We start from the raw sequence: 18,873 nt of genomic DNA, 5'->3' as shown, positions 1-18,873 counted from the left end.
CTTGGCATAGGTTTTTGTACCCTTGAAGCGCTCACGCAAACGCAGCGTATTGCCAATGCGACTAAATAAATGACTTATTGCAGTCCATGCCTTGCTGACGTATTCCATTAGTTTCCACTCATGTACTTTAGACTTCAGTGTTTGAATAAATTCCTGCAATGATTTCATTGCGCATTCCTTGCAACATTCGGTTGGTATGCCGGACCATCTCGATTCCACCAGCCTCCGCCTAGGGCAGCAAACAGCGCGGCTGTATCTGCAAAGCGTACCGCCTGCGCCTGCACAAATTTCACCTTGGCCTGCTGATACAGGTTTTGGTAATACAGCACAGCTAAATAGCTACTAGTTCCAAGCTTGTATTGTTCTTGCACTAAATCCAAGGTTTCTTTTGAGTAGCGCTCGGCATCGGCAGCGGCCTTTAAAGACTGGGCACCCGTCTCTAGCGCACGTAGGGCATCGGCTACCTCTTGAAAGGCGGTAAGGACAGTAGCCTGGTACTGAAATACTGCCTGTTCGTAACCCGCAATCGCACCACGCCGCTGCGCTAGCAGCTGTCCGCCCTGAAACAAGGGTTGAAACACCCCGCCAGCAACACTCCAAATTGCTGCCGAAGGTCCAAATAAGGCGCCTGAGGATAGCGCCACTGAGCCGACGCTAGCACTCAGATTAATTTGTGGCAAAAGATTGGCGGTAGCCACGCCCACTAAGGCGTTGGTTGATTTCAGTAAGGCCTCAGCCGCCCGAATATCGGGGCGCTGCCGCACCAAGTTCGATGGCAGAGACAGTGGGAGCTTATCGGGTAAATGTAAATTGGCTAACTCGAATTCAGCGATCTGCGCATTGCTAGGAAATGCGCCGGTATAGACGGCAAGCTGATTGCGTGCAAAAGCGAGATTACGTTCATAAGTCAATAAATCGACCTGGGAGTTCGCCACTAAGGTTTGCTGGGAGGTCAGGTCTACCCGCGATACAGTGCCGATGGCAAGCTGACGCTCGGTTACGTCTGCAAAATTTTGTTGGGCTTTTAGAATCTCGGATGTGGCAGCGTACTGCGCGCGCAGTGCGGCTTCGCGAACGGCCGCTGTCACGATATTGGCCGTTAAAGCAAGGTATGCGCCTTCGAGTTGGAATTGACTAATCTCTGCTTGCGCACGCGCGCTCTCCACGGCTCGTCTCGCAGCGCCAAATACATCTACACGATATCCTAAATTAATCGAGGTGTTGTATACGTTATAAATATTTTGACCGGGCAGGCCAAATGTGGCTAAGGATTGTTGTTGGCGCGTTGCGTTACCACCTAGGCCAATGCTTGGAAAATACTGCCCACCAATTTGTGCGTTCACATTTTCCTGAGCAACCCGCAGAGCTGCATCTGCGGCAGCCAAATTGGGATTTTGCTCCAAGGCGGTTTTAATCAACTTATCCAGCTGAGGTGATTTAAATAAGGTCCACCACTCTGCCGGAATATCGGTATCTGGAATAATCTGCTGCTCAGTTCCTCCAGCTACGTTCGGCGCAGTAGCCAATGTAGTAGCCGTCGGCTTTTCAGTAAAGCGAGCTACTTTTGGAGCATCTGGCTGCTTGAAATCCGGGCCTGCTGCACACGCGACCAGGCTAGCCGCTAAGAGCGCAACGAATGCACGCTGAGCTAAGTACACGCGTCTTTGAATGCAGGGTGATGGGCTAAGTATTGATTCGCTCATGGCAACCCTTATTTGAACACAGATAAGGGGCTTTATTCGGCGCTCTAGGCCTATCCGAAGGCATTACAGCTTGAATGGCAACGGCTTAGAGGTAATCCAACTGCGCAAAGCGTACGGGCTTATTCGACGGTCACGCTTTTTGCTAAATTTCTTGGCTTATCCACATCGGTTTCGCGAGCGCATGCCGTGTGATAAGCCAGCAATTGCAGTGGCACCACATGCAAAATGGGCGATAAATCCCCGTAGTATTCAGGCAAACGAATCACGGCAATGCCATCGCTACTGACGATTTCAGTATCTTGGTCTGCAAATACATACAAGCGGCCACCACGGGCCTTCACTTCTTGCATATTGGATTTGAGTTTTTCAAGCAAGGCATCATTTGGCGCTACTGTCACTACTGGCATTTTTTCTGTGACCAATGCCAATGGGCCATGCTTTAACTCACCAGCAGGGTAGGCTTCTGCATGAATATAAGAAATCTCTTTGAGCTTTAAAGCGCCCTCAAGGGCAATCGGGTAGTGCAGACCCCGGCCCAAGAAAAGGGCATTTTCACACTGCGCAAAGGCTGCACTCCAGGCAATGATTTGCGGCTCTAAGGCCAACACGGCAATTAAGGCCTTAGGCAAGTGCCGCAAAGCCTTTAGTGCATTTTTTTCTTCTGATTCACTAATGCGACCCTGGCGTTTGGCAATGGACATAGCCAATAAGTAGAGGGCAAGCAATTGAGTCGTAAACGCTTTGGTTGAAGCAACCCCAATTTCAGTGCCGGCCTTCGTTAAAAAGCGCCAATTCGTTTCACGAATCATCGCACTGCTAGCCACATTACAAATCGCTAAGGTCATGGTGTGGCCAAGTGTTTTGGCATGACGTAAGGCGGCCAAGGTATCGGCTGTCTCGCCCGACTGCGACACCACCACAATCAGAGTGTTGGGATTAGGCACTGAAGTGCGGTAGCGATACTCACTTGCTATCTCAACCTGCGTCGGCATTCCTGCGATGGCTTCAAGCCAATACTTTGCAACGCAAGCCGAGTAATAGCTGGTGCCACACGCCAAAATTAAAAGCTGGTCAAACCCCTGCCACGCCTTAGGATCCGCACCAAAGAGATCCGGACCAAAATGCGTGATATTGGCAAGGGTATTGGCAATCGCTGTGGGCTGCTCAAAAATTTCTTTTTGCATGTAATGCTGATATGGGCCCAAATCAACGGAGTCAGCCTGTGCTGGCATGGGTTTTTGCACGCGCTGAACCAGTTGACCATTGCCATCGCTAATACTGACCTGATCAGCCTTTAAGACGGCAACATCACCTTCTTCTAAATACAGCATGGTCTTTGCATGACCTGCCAGCGCTAAGGCATCGGACGCAATAAAGTTTTCATTTTCGCCAAAGGCAACAACCAGCGGAGAGCCAACACGCGCACCAATTAAAGCATCAGGGCAATCTTGTGCAATCACGCCAATGGCATAAGCGCCGTGCAGACGCGGTAATACCGCACGCACTGCAAGCGCAATGTTGCGAGTGGATTGCGCAACATAGGTTTGATGAATTAAATGGGCAATGACTTCGGTATCAGTTTCTGACTCAAATGCATAGCCTGCGGCTATCAGCTCGGTACGCAGTACATCGTAGTTTTCAATAATGCCGTTGTGCACCACTGCAATTAACTGATTGGATATGTGGGGATGGGCATTGTGGGTATCGGGCTTGCCGTGCGTTGCCCAGCGTGTATGGGCGATCCCCAAGGTGCCCTGAAACTGATTGCCTTGCTCAGCCAACTCAGAAACCCGTGCGGTTGTCCGCGCCCGCTCAATCGGGTGCTTTGTACTTGCCGCATCAATCACAGCAAATCCGCAGGAGTCATAGCCACGGTACTCGAGGCGACGTAAACCCTCAATGAGGATAGGAACAATATTCTTGCGTGATGCCGCCCCAACAATGCCGCACATTATTTTTTAGCCTTTGCCGTTTTTTTAACGGCTACTTTTTTGGTAGCTGCTTTTTTGCTGACTGTCTTCTTTTCCTGCTTCACTGGGCGCTGCCACTGGATCGATAATTGCTTGGCGCGCGATACCGTTAACTGATTAGCAGGCGCATCTTTAGTTAGGGTTGTACCCGCACCTAAAGTTGCTCCACGCCCAACTCGCACCGGGGCAACAAGCTGTGTATCGGAACCAATAAAGACATCGTCCTCAATAATGGTTTGGTGTTTATTAACGCCATCGTAATTGCAGGTAATGGTGCCAGCGCCAATATTGACGCGTGCGCCCACCAGGGAATCGCCAACATATGCCAAATGATTTGCTTTGCTATTGGAATTAATCTTACTGTTCTTAACCTCGACAAAATTGCCAATGTGGACGTCATTTGCTAAATCAGCGCCAGGACGTAAGCGGGCATAGGGTCCAATAATGGAATTGGTTCCAACCACGGCCCCATCTAAATGGCTAAATGCCTGGATCGTAACGTGTTTGCCAATTGCGCTATTGCGGACGATGCAATAGGGTCCGACGCATGTGCCGGAGTCTAGTGTGACATCGCCCTCAAAAACACATCCCACATCGATGACCACATCCGAGCCGCAACTCAAGGTTCCACGAACATCGATGCGAGCCGGATCGAGCAAGGAAACGCCCGCCTCCATTAACTGCATCGCAATCACGTGCTGATGGGTTCGCTCCAAGGATGCCAATTGATCGCGGCTATTCACACCAGTGGTTTCCCACTCAAAATCCGCCTGGGCTGTGCGAATAGGAACATTGTCTCGCGCAGCCATTACAATCACATCCGTTAAGTAATACTCGCCTTGCGCATTACTTGCCCGCAATGATTTCAGCCATTTCTTTAAGTGGCCACTTGGCAACACCATGATGCCGGTATTAATTTCGGAGATGTTTTTTTGGTGGCGATCCGCATCCTTTTCCTCAACAATACCTATGACAGCACCTTCAGCGTTACGCAGGATGCGGCCATACCCTGTTGGGTTATCCATTTGCTGCGTCAGCAAGGCAAGCGCGGAATCACTTCCACGCTTACCATCGGCTAAGGTTACTAAACGCATCAGGGTTTTTTTGGAAATTAAGGGAACATCACCATAAAGAACTAAAGTAGGCTCATCTAGATCGAGCTTAGGCAGCGCTTGCAACAAGGCATGACCTGTACCTTTTTGCTCTTTTTGCATCACCGTCACAGCATCCGCAAGTCCTGGATGATTTTTTTGAATCTGCTCTAAGTAAGCAGTGATGGCACTTGCGCCATGACCAATCACAACGAAGGGTTTTGTTTTAGCCTTACCGACGAGCTGATTGGCGGTGACGAGAACATGCTCTAGTAAGGGTTTACCGGCGAGAGTTTGCAAGACCTTCGGCAAAGCGGATTTCATCCGCTTTCCCTGTCCTGCAGCCAGTATGACAATATTCATGCTATTAATTATAAACGCCGCGAATCAGGGTTCCGCAGGCTAATTCATCCAGTTCAGACTCATCAATTCCGCGATCACCCGGGGATCTGGCTCCTAAATTACCAAGGGCTCCACCATTACTGCCGTCGATCTCTAAATTGGTGAAATCAAATGCCTCGCGGTCCATTAAATGGGACGGCACAATGTGGTGCATCGCCCGAAAGAGATTTTCTACCCGGCCTGGGTGTTTCTTTTCCCAGTCGCGCAGCATTTGCTTCATCGCGCCGCGCTGCAGGTTGGGCTGGCTGCCACACAAATCGCATGGAATGATGGGGAACTGCATGTCTTCGGCATACCGCTCGAGTAATTTTTCAGGAACATAGGCGAGTGGCCGAATCACGATGTGCTTGCCGTCATCGGATCGCAACTTAGGTGGCATACCCTTTAATTTGCCGGCATAAAATAGATTGAGCAATAGGGTTTCGAGAATATCGTCGCGATGATGGCCAAGGGCAATTTTGGTTGCTCCCAATTCATCGGCAACCCGGTACAAAATACCGCGCCGTAAACGGGAGCATAAGCCGCAGGTTGTCTTACCCTCCGGGATCACGCGCTTCACAATACTGTAGGTATCTTGCTCTTCAATGTGAAATGGCACACCCAAAGAGCTTAAATAATTCGGCAATGTTTCTGCTGGAAAGTTGGGTTGCTTCTGATCCAAATTCACTGCAACGATATCAAACTGAATGGGTGCCCGCTCGCGCAGCTTTAGCAAAATATCGAGCATAGCGTAGCTGTCTTTTCCACCGGAGACGCAGACCATCACTTTGTCACCATCCTCGATCATGCCAAAGTCACCAATCGCCTGACCAACTAAGCGAGACAGTTTTTTCTCGAGTTTGTTTTCTTCAAAAGCGGCTTTACGTGGATCGTTCACTGACTTACCTTAGCGTAAGGAATCTTTAATACGAAATACCTCGACGCCCACCGAGTGACAGTCGGAATAGACATCTGGCTTAGCGGTTGAGACGCGGGCTGCTTTCACATTGGGGTGCGCCAGCATGGCAGCAACAATGTCGTCGCAGAGGGTTTCTTGTAAATGGATGTGGCCTTTCTGGGCTCGGGTCCGAATGGTCTCGCGCATGAAGTCGTAATCGAGCACTTCATCCAAGGTATCTTTTGTTGGCGTGTTGAGCGTAAACGGGATGTACAGATCAATATTCAGAATGACGCGTTGCTCTGCTTTTTTCTCAAAGTCATGTACGCCGATATTGATATAAATCTCATAATCCCGCAGAAACAAGCGGCGGCAATCGAGTAAGGAGGGGTGCTGCATTGCATCAAGCATTCTGTAAAGCCTATTCAGTTTTAAACATAACATCGCGTGATGATGGCATTAAATGCTGGCCTCCATCGACGTAAATCGTTGTACCCGTAATCGCATTTGACTCTGCAATAAAAACAGCCGTCTTTGCAATATCGATTGGCGTGGATGAGCGCTTTAATGGCGTCATTGTATGGGCGGCCTTAAAGCCATCCTCGGACTGCGGTCCGGATGGCAAGGAAATGCCGGGCGCCAATCCAACCACGCGCAGATACGGGGCAAAGTCGATTGCCATCATCTGACTCGCACACTCGAGCGCGCCCTTCGATAGGGTGTATGAAAAATAATCGGGATTGAGATTAATGAGCTTTTGATCGAGCAACTGGATCACCGCTGGAATATCGCCAGTAGAAGAAGGATCCGCTGCCTTGGATTTTTGCTGTCGGTAGAGCAGCTGCGCTAATAAGACTGGCGCCAAGACGTTCACTTGCATCATCTTCTGAAAAAAAGCCGTGTTAATCAGCTGCGGCTCTGCACTAGCTCGGTCGTACTCAAATTGTGATGCGCTATTGACGATGCAATCCAGCGCGCCCATATTGGCTGTAACAGTATGAAACAGAGTGGTAATTTCTGACTCGCTGGCTAAATCAGCTTGAAACGCCATTGCCCTTGAGCCTAATTTCTGAATCGCGGCAACCGTTTCATCGGCTTCTGTTTTTGACTGCCCATAGTGAACGGCCACATCCCAGCCTTGTTCTGCAAAATGAATGGCAATAGCCTGCCCCACGCGCTTTGCAGCGCCGGTGACCAAAACGCATTTTTTGATCTTGGGTGCGGAGGCAGAACTTGAATTCACGTTTTTCTCTTAGACTAGCGAGTTATGGATATTACCTTGACCGACACTGAAAAAGCGCATAGTGCGCGCTTGAGCGCAGAAATTGCCCTAGAAGTCGCATCCCATGGGGGTTACTTGCCTTTTTCGCGCTACATGGAGATGGCCCTTTACCAAGCGGGCAGTGGCTACTACAGTGCTGGCGCCCATAAATTGGGAAGTGGTGGGGACTTCACTACCGCCCCAGAAATCAGTCCTTTTTTTGGCATGGCCCTGACGAATGCCATCCTTCCGGTCTTAGAGGCCTTCCGATCTCAAGGCAAGCCAACCCGCATTCTTGAGTTTGGCGCCGGAACAGGGAAGTTGGCTGCGTCCATCCTTGGTCGCCTAAGTGAGCTCGAATTTCCCTTGGACCACTATGGCATTCTCGAAATCGCTCCCGATTTAGCGCAGCGCCAGCGCACCTTGTTAGAAGAAACAAAAAACGATCTGCAGTGCTTAACCGCAATCGACTGGCTCAGCGCCCTTCCAAGTGAATTTGAGGGCGTCATCATTGCAAATGAAGTGCTTGATGCAATACCGTGCGAACGCATTGTTTACCAAAACGGAGAATGGCACCAACAAGGGGTAGTCATTAGTAATGGCGCCCTTGCTTTAGAGATCGGGTCCGTAGTCGATCGGCAATTATTACCAGACTATCTCCTGACCCACCCCTTCGCTGAAGGCTACACCACCGAAATCAACCCACAAAGTGTGGCTTGGATTAGGGCCTTAACGCAGACGCTAAGGAGTGGTCTCTTTATTACGCTGGATTACGGATTTCCGGCGAGCGAGTTTTTTCACCCGCAGCGTGAGCAAGGGACATTGATGGCCCACCACCGCCACCATACCATTACAGATCCACTCTATATGCCGGGTCTATGCGACCTAACGAGTCATGTGGAGTGGTCATCCATTTCGAGCGCAGCCCTTACTGCTGGAGCGGACGAAATCTATTTCAACAATCAAGGTAACTTCTTATTAGAAGCAGGTATTGGTGATTTAGTTTTAGAAAAAATGGATCCGGCTAACGCGACTGCTTTTTTACCGGTCTCCAATGCCTTACAAAAATTGTTATCAGAAGCAGAGATGGGTGAGCTATTTAAAGTCTTTGCATTCAAAAAAAATCTGCTCGGACTCTCGCTAGATATGCTTCCAGGGTTAGGTGGCCGTAATCGCTTCCACAGCCTGTAATCGTGCGGCATCAATTGCGGAGCGAATGCGTTCACCTTGTTGTTGCTCTGTTGCCGAAAGGCGCTGAATAACAGCTTGGCTATCGATGGCCAGCGCTGCTCCTAGGCCAGCTTTAATCCGCTGTACCTGAAAACCCAAAACACCAGCCAGTGCGATTAATTTTTCTGCACGCTCGGGCTTACGCCACGCATCGGCTCGGTTAAACCAAGCCATAATGTCACCTGCGCTATAGTCTTGTTGTGTCACGCGTTTTTTCAGCGCTGAGAATAGCTCAGCAAAATCGCGGGTGCCATGTGGCATACGGGTGGTTTCGGACCATTGCCGAATAGCGTCTTCACTGAGATCGGCCAATAGCACGGCACAAACGGAATCGACGTCTGCTACTTTGTTTGCTGCTAACAAATCAAAGTCATTCGCCAATTGTTTTTTGAGTTGTGGACTCTTGCAAACTGCAATCAAGGGCTGCGGCAAGAATTGCTCTGCAGCGCCGGTCTCCAAAAGCACTTCAAGCATGCGCAGCGGCTCAGCTGAACGCATACCGCGATCGAGTTCTTGCCATACCCGCTCCAGTGATAGAGCCGACAACTCACCCGACTGCACAATGGCGCGCAGCGCCTCTTGTGTTTCAGCTGCAATCGTAAAGTTTGGAAAGCGCGCAGCAAACCGAGCAATGCGCAATAAACGCAGCGGGTCTTCTGCAAATGCAGCGGAAACATGGCGGAATACCTTGGCTTGAATATCCTTTTGACCGCCATAGGGATCGATGATGGGGCCTACTCCCGCGCCAGTGTCATCGACGCGCTGGGCCATGGCATTAATGGTGAGGTCGCGCCGTTGTAAATCTTGTTCTAAGGTGACCGAAGGGTCGGCATAAAAATGAAATCCCTGGTAACCGATGCCTGTCTTTCGTTCGGTCCGAGCCAAGGCATATTCGGCATGGGTCTGGGGATGTAAAAAGACAGGGAAGTCTTTGCCAACCGGCTGGTAGCCCAGCGCAATCATTTCCTCTGCACTGCTTCCAACCACCACATAATCAATGTCGTTCACCGGGATACCCATTACCGCATCCCGTATTGCTCCGCCAACGGCGTATATGTTCAAGCCAACAGACTCCGAATGGATTGGCGCGATATGCCAAAGGTCGTGATCAGATCATCTGCTGCTGTCGGCGGCAATACATTGGGTAACTGCATGGATGCAATGTTGTCTCGCGACATCAAGGTGGGCACGGGCAAGAATTCGAACATCAACGCCTGTAGATAACCAACGATGGCTGGCATTGGAATAACCCGCGTCGTGGTTTGTGCTTTTAAGGCGGCAAAACGAACCAGCTCTGCCATGCTAAGCACTTCAGGTCCAACCAAAGAATAGGTTTGGTGAATGGTTTGCTTCATCGTGATGGAGGCAACAAAGGCAGCAGCCACATCATTCACACTCACCGGCTGAAACAGCGCCTGCGAATTTGCCAAGGGAATCACTGGAAACACTTTTGCTAGGTTAGCAAACAGATTGATGAATTGATCCTCTTGTCCAAAAATAACCGAAGGTCTAAAAATAGTCCAATCCAATCCGCTGGCCCGGACAGCAGCTTCACCATCGCCTTTGCTGCGTTGGTACATCGATGGTCCGTGCGAGTCTGCACCCAATGCGCTCATGTGCAAATAGCGCTTGATACCATTGGCTTTCATTGCAGCGATGCAGTGGGTTGGTAGCAATACGTGGGCACGCTCAAATACTTTGCCATAGGGCTTGGCCGGGCGATCATGCAAAACGCCGACTAAATTAATGACGGTACCGCCTGGCTTAACCTGACTACATAAGTCATTTAAGGTGGCCTGATCATTCACATCGGCTTGAATTAGATGAACGCTTGGCAGCAAACGAAAATCCCGTGCTGCTGCCAAATGGCGTGTTGGCAACAATACCGAATAGCCTTCGCGTTGCAGTCTGCGCACCAGCACACTGCCGACAAACCCATTACCACCTATGACAAGTACATCGTATTTCATGGCAACTCACTTTGCATTGCAGCCTTTGGAGCAATCGTTCCAAGGCGCTGTTTTAAAGAAATGGTTTGTCCCGTCATCACTCCCGAGTAATAGCTGGCATTTGACAACACGTTTTTAACGTAGGATCTGGTTTCATGAAAGGGGATTGTCTCTGCAAAAATTGCGCCCTCAACGGGAGCATTTAAGCGCTCGCGCCATAACTTAGAGCGGGATGGACCAGCATTGTAGGCGGCTGATGCCAGTACCCACGACCCATCTAAATCCACCAGCACCATATTCAGGTAATTACTTCCCAAAGTTAAATTGGTGTTTGTGTCTTTTAACTTTTCCTGCGTATACGAGGTCATGCCAATTTTCTTGGCAACGTACTTAGCTGTATTCGGCATGACTTGCATCAGGCCTGATGCGCCCACGGAAGAGGTGGCATTCATGATGAAACGCGACTCCTGCCGAATTAATCCATAAGCCCACGCTAAATTGAGATCAATTTGGCGGGCGATGGGTGTAAGTTCATCCCGGTAGGGTGTTGGAAAGCGCAAGGTGAAGTCATGCTCCGCCTTGGTTCGATCCGCCGTGTTGACGGTCCGATCATAGAGTTGGATACGTTTGGCGTATTCGGCGGCAGCCAAAAGTTCTTTGTCGCTCATACCGCGCAATTCCCAATTCCATTCGCGATTGCCCTCAAAGCGTAAATTCATGGCGTAGAAACGCTCGCCACGAATAAAGCCTTTGCGTTCCGTCATGGACTTGATCTCTTGATCCGTTACCCGAACTCGCGTTGGAATCTGGGTTTTCTTACCAAGTTCTTCGCGCGCCAATTGCCCATAAAAATTAAATTGTTCATGAATGAGCTCATATTGCTCTTTGCCTTTGGCAGCTTGACCAGTTGCCTCCAGTGCTCGCCCATACCAATAGGTCCACGCAGGATCTTTTGAGCGAACCGCAGGATTCATGGTTTCAATCGCATCCCGCACCAAGGGCCAATCCTGGGCGCGCAAGGCTGCTCGCACTTTCCACTCTTGGCTCTCGGTCGAGAGTAATTCACTAAAGCCTAGGTCGTGCTGCATCCGGAAAACATCATCTGCCCTCAGATCTTGGCGCTTGGCTAAAAATTGACCAATGACACCCCACCCTGCCGCCTGGTTTTCTTTGCTGTAACGTGCTGCATTTTGCGAAAAGTCGCGATAGGCTTTTACGGGGTCAGCTCGTGCTGCCTTCACCACCTCGCCAATGGGATCTTCTCCCGCCATTTTTCGGCCCATCGTCTCGAGTCCCATTTCGGCAGCACTACGGCCATAGGCCTTTGCTTCGGCTGGCGTAATGGCTCCGGCATTCAATAACAAGGGCACTAATTCCTGACAGCCTTGACCATAAAACTTAGGATCCAACATGACAAGTCGCGCATCGTGCGCGGTCTTTGCTGCAATTTCACCTTGGGCCAAACGGGATTGCAGGGCATAGCATTTCACTGAGGTATCGTCGTCCAATACAAATTTGGGGTATTCCGCATCAAACGCACGCCAGTCTTTGCGCTTTCCTAATACCAGCAACCAATCATTGCGCATACGATCTGCGAGGGCGGTCCCCTCATACTTACTTAAAAACGCCATCACCTGGCTATCGGCCGTTGTCTCGGCGCGCGCCATACCGCCGGCATCAAATAGCTGCGGCTTAATCTTGAAGTACTCGACGTAATCGCTCATGATGTAGTTGGGCAAACTGGCCGCAAGCTGCTGGGCACGCGGAGCATCATTTTTACGGGCAGCCTCCCGCAACTCAATGAATGTTCTGTCTGCCTCGGTCAATTCCAGCGGGGTATTGGCTGGTTTGGCAGGTTTTTTTGCCAGTACGCTCTCTTGGGCAATGAAAAGCCCACAGCAGATCAGAATGGCTGTTAGCATCCATCTGAAAGAGCCTAGAAGCGGGAGTGCTGTAAAAAAGCGATTAATGCGAATAAATGGCGTCATCCCTATAGTCTAACTTTTATTTGTTTTTTCATTCATTGCACTCTCGCTTGGTACTATTTCGTATGCCAAACCCTGATTTAAAAGCCCTTCGAAATCGACTGCTACGTGAACGCACTGCGTACGCGCAAGACCCTAATACCTCTTCCGCTAACCAAGCAGTCGTAGCAGCATTGGGCCTCGCACTCACAACAGAGCTGCAATCGATTGAGTCAATTGCACTGTATTGGCCGATTCAGCAGGAAATTGATTTACGCCAATGCCTCAGTGACTGGGCCAAAGCAAAGCATGGCAGGCAGTTAGCCCTGCCCATCATGCGCGCTGACAAGCGGCTTGATTTTTATTCCTGGCAGGATGGAGATGCATTAGTAAGCCAGCAACACGGCATTGCAGAGCCCAATCCAAATGATCCCCAAATGAAGTCCATTGAGCCCGACTGCATTTTGATCCCCTGCGTCGGTTGGTCTTGGGCTAGCAATACCCACAGAGATCCTCTGCAAATGCACTATTGGCGGCTGGGCTATGGCGGCGGCTATTTTGACCGAACCTTGGCCCACTTACGCACTGCAAAGCCAAGCATCGTCTGTATTGGGGTTGGGTATGACTGGCAGCAATTAAACCCGAATCAGTGGCAAGCAGAGGCCCATGATGAGCCACTCGATGCCATGCTGACTGAATCTGGATTACGCTTTAAAAGCGCTTAATTTGAGCCAAGGTTAAGGTTCTCAGCAATTGCCAATACCGCATCGGCCTGGTTCAGCGAGTAAAAATGCAAACCAGGCGCACCGGTAACCAGCAGCTGGTCGCACAAGTCGGTTACAACATCTTCACCAAACGATTTGATGGATGCCGTATCGTCGCCAAAGGATTGCAAGCGCAAGCGAATCCAGCGCGGCACTTCAGCGCCGCACGCATCTGAAAAGCGTAATAACTGACTGCAATTGGTGATCGGCATAATCCCCGCAATAATCGGTTGAGTGACACCTAGGTCATACGCGTCCTCCACAAACCGAAAGTACGCATCCGAATTAAAGAAGTATTGCGTCACAGCTGAATTGGCGCCGGCCTTCATTTTCTCTACAAAAAACTGTAGATCCGAAGCGGGCGATTTTGCCTGTGGATGGGTCTCCGGGTAGGCCGCAACATCAATATGAAACCAATCACCCGTCTCCGCACGAATGAACTCGACTAACTGATTGGCATGCGAGAACTCACCATACTGCCCCATACCCGAAGGCAAATCGCCACGCAAGGCAACGATGCGGCGAACCCCCAGTTCACGATACTGATGCAGCATCGCGCGCACACTGTCACGCGAACTACCAACGCACGATAAATGCGGCGCCACAGACTCACCCGCCGCATGAATCTCACTAACGACCTGCAAGGTACCAGACTGGGTTGATCCGCCAGCGCCAAATGTAACGGAGTAAAACGCCGGCCTTAGTGATTCACTAAAGCGCTCACGCACCAGACGGAGTTTGTTTTCTCCTTCTGGTGTTTTTGGTGGAAAAAATTCGACGCTCAATTCCATTGCATTTGACCTATCTAGTACACCTGCGATTAATAACGGTAATGCTCTGGCTTATATGGGCCTTGCTTTGTCACTCCAATGTAGCTGGCCTGTTGATCGCTCAACTCGGTCAGTTGTGCATTGAGCTTCTTCAGCTGCAAGCGCGCTACTTTTTCATCTAAGTGTTTTGGCAAGGTATAAACGCCGACGGGGTATTTCTTCGTACCAACTGCGCCCCACAATTCAATTTGCGCAATCACTTGGTTCGCAAACGAAGAGCTCATCACATAAGATGGGTGACCAGTGCCGCAACCCAAATTAACTAAGCGGCCTTTTGCCAAAATAATCAGGCGCTTTTCAGGCATGCCATTCATGGCAGGGAAAATCACGTGATCGACCTGGGGTTTAATTTCTTCCCAGCGGTATTTTTCAATACCCGCAATATCAATCTCATTATCAAAGTGGCCGATATTACAAACAATGGCTTGATCTTTCATGCGCGCCATATGATCATGCGTGATCACATGGTAGTTGCCGGTTGCCGATACAAAGATATCGGCTTTGTCTGCTGCGTAATCCATCGTGACAACGCGATAGCCTTCCATTGCTGCCTGCAATGCGCAGATCGGATCGACTTCTGTAACCCAAACCTGAGCGGACAGGGCGCGCAAGGCTTGTGCTGAACCCTTACCAACGTCACCATAACCGCAGACCACGGCGACTTTACCGGCAATCATCACATCGGTGGCGCGCTTAATCGCATCAACTAAAGACTCACGGCAGCCATACAAGTTATCAAACTTGCTCTTGGTCACTGAATCGTTCACATTAATTGCAGGGAAACGTAACTCGCCTTTAGCAAACATTTGATACAAACGATGCACGCCGGTTGTTGTCTCTTCCGTAACGCCCTCAACCTTAGCTAAGCGAGTCGAGTACCAGGTTGGATCAATCGCTAGCTTGCTCTTAATGGTCGAGAACAAAATAGTTTCTTCTTCGCTGCTGGGATTGCTTAAGACTGCTTGATCTTTTTCTGCCTTTGCACCCAAATGCAGCAGTAATGTTGCATCGCCGCCGTCATCCAAAATCATATTGGTAAAGCCGCCATCTGCCCACTCAAAAATGCGGTGGGTGTAATCCCAATACTGCTCTAAGGTCTCGCCCTTAATTGCAAATACGGGAGTGCCGTTGGCGGCAATCGCTGCGGCAGCATGATCTTGCGTTGAGAAAATATTGCAGGACGCCCACTGTACTTTGGCGCCCAATGCTTCGAGCGTCTCAATCAGCACTGCCGTTTGAATCGTCATGTGCAGTGAACCCGTAATGCGAGCGCCGCGCAGTGGCTGAGTTGCTGCGAACTCATCGCGAATCGCAACCAGTCCTGGCATTTCGGTTTCGGCAATGGCAATTTCTTTGCGGCCAAAATCAGCCAAGGTGATGTCGGCGATTGCGCAATGTTTTGCTACAAAATCATTTAAATTGAAATCAGATGCGGTATTCATTCATGCTCCAGCTAAGGACGGATCAATGCTGGGGCAAGAAAACTCGCCAACCATTGAGCCATGGGTTAGCGAGCGCAGTTGCAAAAAGCAAATTCCTGTTCGGATCTTGCCCCCTCAAGCCTGGGGAATCATTGGTTCGCAATGTTCCTTGCAACGCTCCTTGAGAGTATGGCGAAATTGTAATCAATTTCGCCAGGTACAGCTTAACAACGACTACCTAAGGGTATAAAGCCTTTACAGGCCTGCTGCCGCGCGTAAGGCTGGTGCCTTATCGCACTGCTCCCAGGTAAATTCTGGCTCTTCACGACCAAAGTGACCATACGCTGCGGTTTTACGATAAATCGGGCGCAATAAGTCGAGCATTTTGACAATACCCTTCGGACGCAGATCAAAGTGTTCTGCAACTAAAGCAGCAATCTTTTCATCGGCAATCTTACCGGTACCAAAGGTACTCACCATCACGGATGTTGGCTTTGCTACGCCAATCGCATACGAAATCTGAATCAAGCAACGCGTTGCTAAACCAGCCGCAACGACGTTTTTCGCCACGTAGCGACCCGCATACGCTGCAGAGCGGTCAACCTTCGATGGATCCTTGCCCGAGAATGCGCCGCCGCCGTGGGGTGCTGCACCGCCGTAGGTATCCACAATAATTTTGCGTCCGGTTAATCCGCAGTCGCCCTGCGGCCCACCAATCACAAAGCGACCGGTTGGATTGACCAAATACTTAATGTCGCCTTTAATCAGATGGGCTGGCAAGACAGGCTTAATGATTTCTTCAATCACTGCTTCACGTAATTTCTCGAGGGAAATATCTTCATCGTGCTGCGTTGATAAGACTACGGTGTCGATTGAGTCGGGCTTACCGTTTACGTAACGCAGCGTCACTTGTGACTTTGCATCTGGGCGTAACCACGTTAAGCGGCCGTCGCGGCGAAGTTGGGACTGGCGCTCAACCAAGCGGTGCGATAGGTGAATCGGCAAAGGCATGAGCTCTGCAGTTTCATCACAGGCATAACCAAACATCAAGCCTTGATCGCCTGCGCCCTGATCTAAACCGTCGTCATGGGCCTTATCCACACCCTGCGCAATGTCTGGGCTCTGCTTGTCGTACGCGACCAAGACGGCGCAGCCTTTGTAGTCAATACCGTAAGCGGTGTTGTCATAGCCGATTTCACGCAAGGTATTGCGTGCGACTTGGATGTAATCCACGTTCGCGTGGGTTGTAATCTCGCCTGCAAGGACAACTAGGCCCGTATTGCAAAGCGTTTCTGCTGCAACTCGAGCCTTGGGATCTTGGGCCAAAATGGCGTCCAAAATCGCATCGGAGATTTGGTCTGCAACTTTATCGGGGTGGCCTTCAGAAACTGATTCTGAGGTGAAGAAATAATCATTTGCCATTGCGTTTTTCCTTTAAAAATTAACACGATCAGTAGGACAACTCGACGTGCCAGGAACCACAACGGCGACGCTTTAGCAGAATTTTTAATCGCCCCGCAAGTTGTCTTAACTCGGCGATGGGAGGATTCTATCCGAACTTCGTGATTTGGGCAAAATTCAGAATTAGCCTGATCCTTTAAGGGATTGAATATGATGATGGGGTGCGTACCCTACTTTTTAAGCTCATGCTCCACACCATTGCAGCGATGCCGCTAGGTTTTGCGCAGGTCATTGGGGGTGCGCTGGGTTTACTGGCATTTGTTGGATCAAAGCACTATCGCAGCCTCTTTAAGCAACATTACCTTTCTGCTGCGACGCAAAATCACTTCCCAGTACGTATTTGGTCGGCGGCCTGTGCCTCCGGAATGCTGTTCTCTGACAGCTTATGGATATGGCGTAATCCCAGCAAAGCCCTTTCTTCGACTGAAATTAGCAACTGGGAGGTGGTGGATAAAGCGATCAATGAGGGGCATGGTTTAGTCATGCTCACACCCCACTTCGGTGGCTTTGAAATTATTCCGCGCGTGCTCGCACAGCACTTTCCGGCCACGATTTTGTATCGGCCAGCACGACAAGACTGGCTAAACGACGTTATCGAGGGCGGCAGGGCCTATCCAAATATGCATTTTGTACCAACAAACCTGCAAGGGGTGCGTCAAATGACCCGCGCACTGACACGAGGAGAGGCCATTGGCATTCTTCCGGATCAAGTGCCCAGCGGCGGTGATGGCATTTGGGCTTCTTTTTTTGGGCGTCCAGCTTACACAACCACCCTGCCAGCACGCCTTGCAAATCGGCACCATACGCCTGTAGTGATGTTTACTGCCAAACGCAAAGGGCTTGGCGAAGGCTGGCTCATGCAAGCAAGTCGCCTTGATGCCTTCTCGGAAGATCCAGGGATATCTTGCAACGAACTCAACGCAGCAATCGAGGCAGCAATCTTAATCGCACCCGAGCAGTTTATTTGGGCTTACAACCGCTTTAAACACCCCCTTGGGGCTGAGCCACCACCACACTAGATTGAATTTGAGATGACCTGGTCCCAAACCATCTTTAATTTTTTAGCGCTCAGCCTCTTGCGCTTGTTTGCCTTTTTGCCCTACGCCATCATTGTTCCGATTGGTTATGGTTTGGGCTGGTTGGCAGCGCATATTCCGAACGAGCGTGCACACGTCGTCAAAACGAATCTGCGACTTTGCTTTCCGTCTCTATCTGACGATGAAATCAACGCCCTTGCGCTGGAGCACTGGAAGCTATTTGGTCGCAGCGTGATTGAGCGTAGCCGGATCTGGCTCGGCACTGGGGCGCAAATTCAGGCAATGGTCGAAATTGAATCCGCAATCCCGCTCGGTGATCGCAAACCAAGGCTATTAATCAATCCGCATTTCGTTGGTTTAGAAGGGGGCTTCATGGCCCTTTCCGTGATGGCAAAAGAACGGGGCTGGATGGGCGGCGCAGGACTGTACCAAAAAATGAAGAACCCATTTTTCAATCAAAAGATGATTGAGTGGCGTAATCGTTTTGGTGGTAAGTCGATTGAGCGGCAAAGCCGTTTGCGCGACCTGATTCGAGAAATCCAAACCGGGAATTTCATCTTCATTGCGCCAGATATTGATCTGGGACCACGCGATTCCGTGTTTGTTCCTTTTTTTGGCATTCAAACCAGCACCATTACCTCAGTATCGCGCTTGGCCCAATTGAGCGGCGCCGAGGTCTGCTTGATGACGACTACCTTAAATGCGAATCGCAGCGGCTATGTTTGCCGCATCAGTGCGCCCCTGGAAAACTTCCCAAGCGACGATCCCAGCAACGATGCCGCCCGCCTCAACCAATGCATCGAAGCGCTTGTTCGCGAAAGGCCTGCAGAGTACTATTGGGTACATAAACGCTTTAAGCATCGCCCACCTGGCGAAGCAAGCTTGTATTAATTGACCATCCGGAACGGAACAC

General features: G+C 50.3%; 16 protein-coding genes and 1 riboswitch. Of the genes, 4 read left to right on the top strand and 12 right to left on the bottom strand.

Annotated elements, in window-relative coordinates; genetic code table 11:
• Positions 1-164: 164 nt before the first annotated feature.
• The 6 genes from Q8M75_RS03370 to Q8M75_RS03345 form a co-directional block, all read right to left on the bottom strand.
• A complete protein-coding gene (locus Q8M75_RS03370) occupies positions 165-1,703 on the bottom strand; it encodes an efflux transporter outer membrane subunit (RefSeq protein WP_305486174.1) in 1,539 nt (512 codons plus the stop codon).
• 119 nt (positions 1,704-1,822) lie between these two features.
• Positions 1,823-3,655, bottom strand: a complete 1,833-nt coding sequence (glmS, locus tag Q8M75_RS03365) for a glutamine--fructose-6-phosphate transaminase (isomerizing) (RefSeq protein ID WP_305486172.1) — start codon at positions 3,653-3,655, stop codon at positions 1,823-1,825.
• Positions 3,655-5,127: a bifunctional UDP-N-acetylglucosamine diphosphorylase/glucosamine-1-phosphate N-acetyltransferase GlmU gene (glmU, locus tag Q8M75_RS03360; protein WP_305486169.1), complete on the bottom strand. Its 1,473-nt coding sequence runs from the start codon at positions 5,125-5,127 to the stop codon at positions 3,655-3,657. Before glmU ends, glmS begins: the two co-directional genes overlap by 1 nt.
• A gap of 4 nt (positions 5,128-5,131) precedes the next feature.
• Positions 5,132-6,043: a tRNA 2-thiocytidine(32) synthetase TtcA gene (ttcA, locus tag Q8M75_RS03355; protein WP_305486166.1), complete on the bottom strand. Its 912-nt coding sequence runs from the start codon at positions 6,041-6,043 to the stop codon at positions 5,132-5,134.
• Between the two features lie 9 nt (positions 6,044-6,052).
• Positions 6,053-6,454 (bottom strand): dihydroneopterin aldolase, encoded by a 402-nt coding sequence (locus Q8M75_RS03350; protein ID WP_108469872.1) that lies wholly within the window; start codon positions 6,452-6,454, stop codon positions 6,053-6,055.
• A gap of 10 nt (positions 6,455-6,464) precedes the next feature.
• Positions 6,465-7,286, bottom strand: a complete 822-nt coding sequence (locus Q8M75_RS03345; protein ID WP_305486163.1) for an SDR family oxidoreductase — start codon at positions 7,284-7,286, stop codon at positions 6,465-6,467.
• Positions 7,287-7,322: 36 nt separating this feature from the next.
• Here Q8M75_RS03345 and Q8M75_RS03340 point away from each other — a divergent pair, with 36 nt between their 5' ends.
• Positions 7,323-8,495 (top strand): class I SAM-dependent methyltransferase, encoded by a 1,173-nt coding sequence (locus Q8M75_RS03340; RefSeq protein WP_305486160.1) that lies wholly within the window; start codon positions 7,323-7,325, stop codon positions 8,493-8,495.
• Here Q8M75_RS03340 and Q8M75_RS03335 read toward each other — a convergent pair.
• The 3 genes from Q8M75_RS03335 to Q8M75_RS03325 are packed head-to-tail and all read right to left on the bottom strand — an operon-like array spanning position 8,463 to position 12,405.
• Entirely contained in the window at positions 8,463-9,596 is a 1,134-nt protein-coding gene (locus Q8M75_RS03335) for a polynucleotide adenylyltransferase (protein WP_305486158.1), read from the bottom strand. The two genes, Q8M75_RS03340 and Q8M75_RS03335, sit on opposite strands and share 33 nt — an antisense overlap.
• Positions 9,593-10,504, bottom strand: coding sequence for a complex I NDUFA9 subunit family protein (locus Q8M75_RS03330; protein ID WP_305486155.1), 912 nt, complete (start codon positions 10,502-10,504; stop codon positions 9,593-9,595). The genes Q8M75_RS03335 and Q8M75_RS03330 overlap by 4 nt, the downstream gene beginning before the upstream one ends.
• Positions 10,501-12,405: a lytic transglycosylase domain-containing protein gene (locus Q8M75_RS03325; RefSeq protein WP_305486152.1), complete on the bottom strand. Its 1,905-nt coding sequence runs from the start codon at positions 12,403-12,405 to the stop codon at positions 10,501-10,503. The genes Q8M75_RS03330 and Q8M75_RS03325 overlap by 4 nt, the downstream gene beginning before the upstream one ends.
• Before the next feature lie 128 nt (positions 12,406-12,533).
• Between Q8M75_RS03325 and Q8M75_RS03320 the strand changes: the two genes are divergently transcribed.
• On the top strand, positions 12,534-13,172 hold the full coding sequence (locus tag Q8M75_RS03320) for a 5-formyltetrahydrofolate cyclo-ligase (protein ID WP_305486149.1): 639 nt from the start codon (positions 12,534-12,536) through the stop codon (positions 13,170-13,172).
• Here the strand turns inward: Q8M75_RS03320 and metF are convergent.
• The 3 genes from metF to metK all read right to left on the bottom strand — a co-directional run bounded on the left by metF (position 13,169) and on the right by metK (position 16,884).
• Complete coding sequence (gene metF / locus Q8M75_RS03315; RefSeq protein WP_305486147.1) at positions 13,169-14,002, bottom strand: methylenetetrahydrofolate reductase [NAD(P)H]; 834 nt, start codon at positions 14,000-14,002, stop codon at positions 13,169-13,171. The genes Q8M75_RS03320 and metF overlap by 4 nt on opposite strands.
• A gap of 29 nt (positions 14,003-14,031) precedes the next feature.
• Complete coding sequence (gene ahcY / locus Q8M75_RS03310; protein ID WP_305486144.1) at positions 14,032-15,483, bottom strand: adenosylhomocysteinase; 1,452 nt, start codon at positions 15,481-15,483, stop codon at positions 14,032-14,034.
• Positions 15,484-15,546: 63 nt separating this feature from the next.
• Positions 15,547-15,651, bottom strand: a riboswitch (S-adenosyl-L-homocysteine riboswitch).
• Between the two features lie 66 nt (positions 15,652-15,717).
• Positions 15,718-16,884: a methionine adenosyltransferase gene (gene metK, locus Q8M75_RS03305; protein WP_108469880.1), complete on the bottom strand. Its 1,167-nt coding sequence runs from the start codon at positions 16,882-16,884 to the stop codon at positions 15,718-15,720.
• Between the two features lie 200 nt (positions 16,885-17,084).
• Between metK and Q8M75_RS03300 the strand changes: the two genes are divergently transcribed.
• Both Q8M75_RS03300 and Q8M75_RS03295 read left to right on the top strand, forming a co-directional pair.
• Positions 17,085-17,942 (top strand): lysophospholipid acyltransferase family protein, encoded by an 858-nt coding sequence (locus Q8M75_RS03300; protein ID WP_305486140.1) that lies wholly within the window; start codon positions 17,085-17,087, stop codon positions 17,940-17,942.
• A 12-nt stretch (positions 17,943-17,954) separates the two neighbouring features.
• Positions 17,955-18,851, top strand: a complete 897-nt coding sequence (locus Q8M75_RS03295; RefSeq protein ID WP_305486138.1) for a lipid A biosynthesis acyltransferase — start codon at positions 17,955-17,957, stop codon at positions 18,849-18,851.
• Positions 18,852-18,873 lie beyond the last annotated feature (22 nt).

The organism is Polynucleobacter sp. (genome assembly GCF_030693775.1).
Lineage (GTDB): Bacteria > Pseudomonadota > Gammaproteobacteria > Burkholderiales > Burkholderiaceae > Polynucleobacter.
This window is presented reverse-complemented; position numbering and strand designations above follow the sequence as displayed.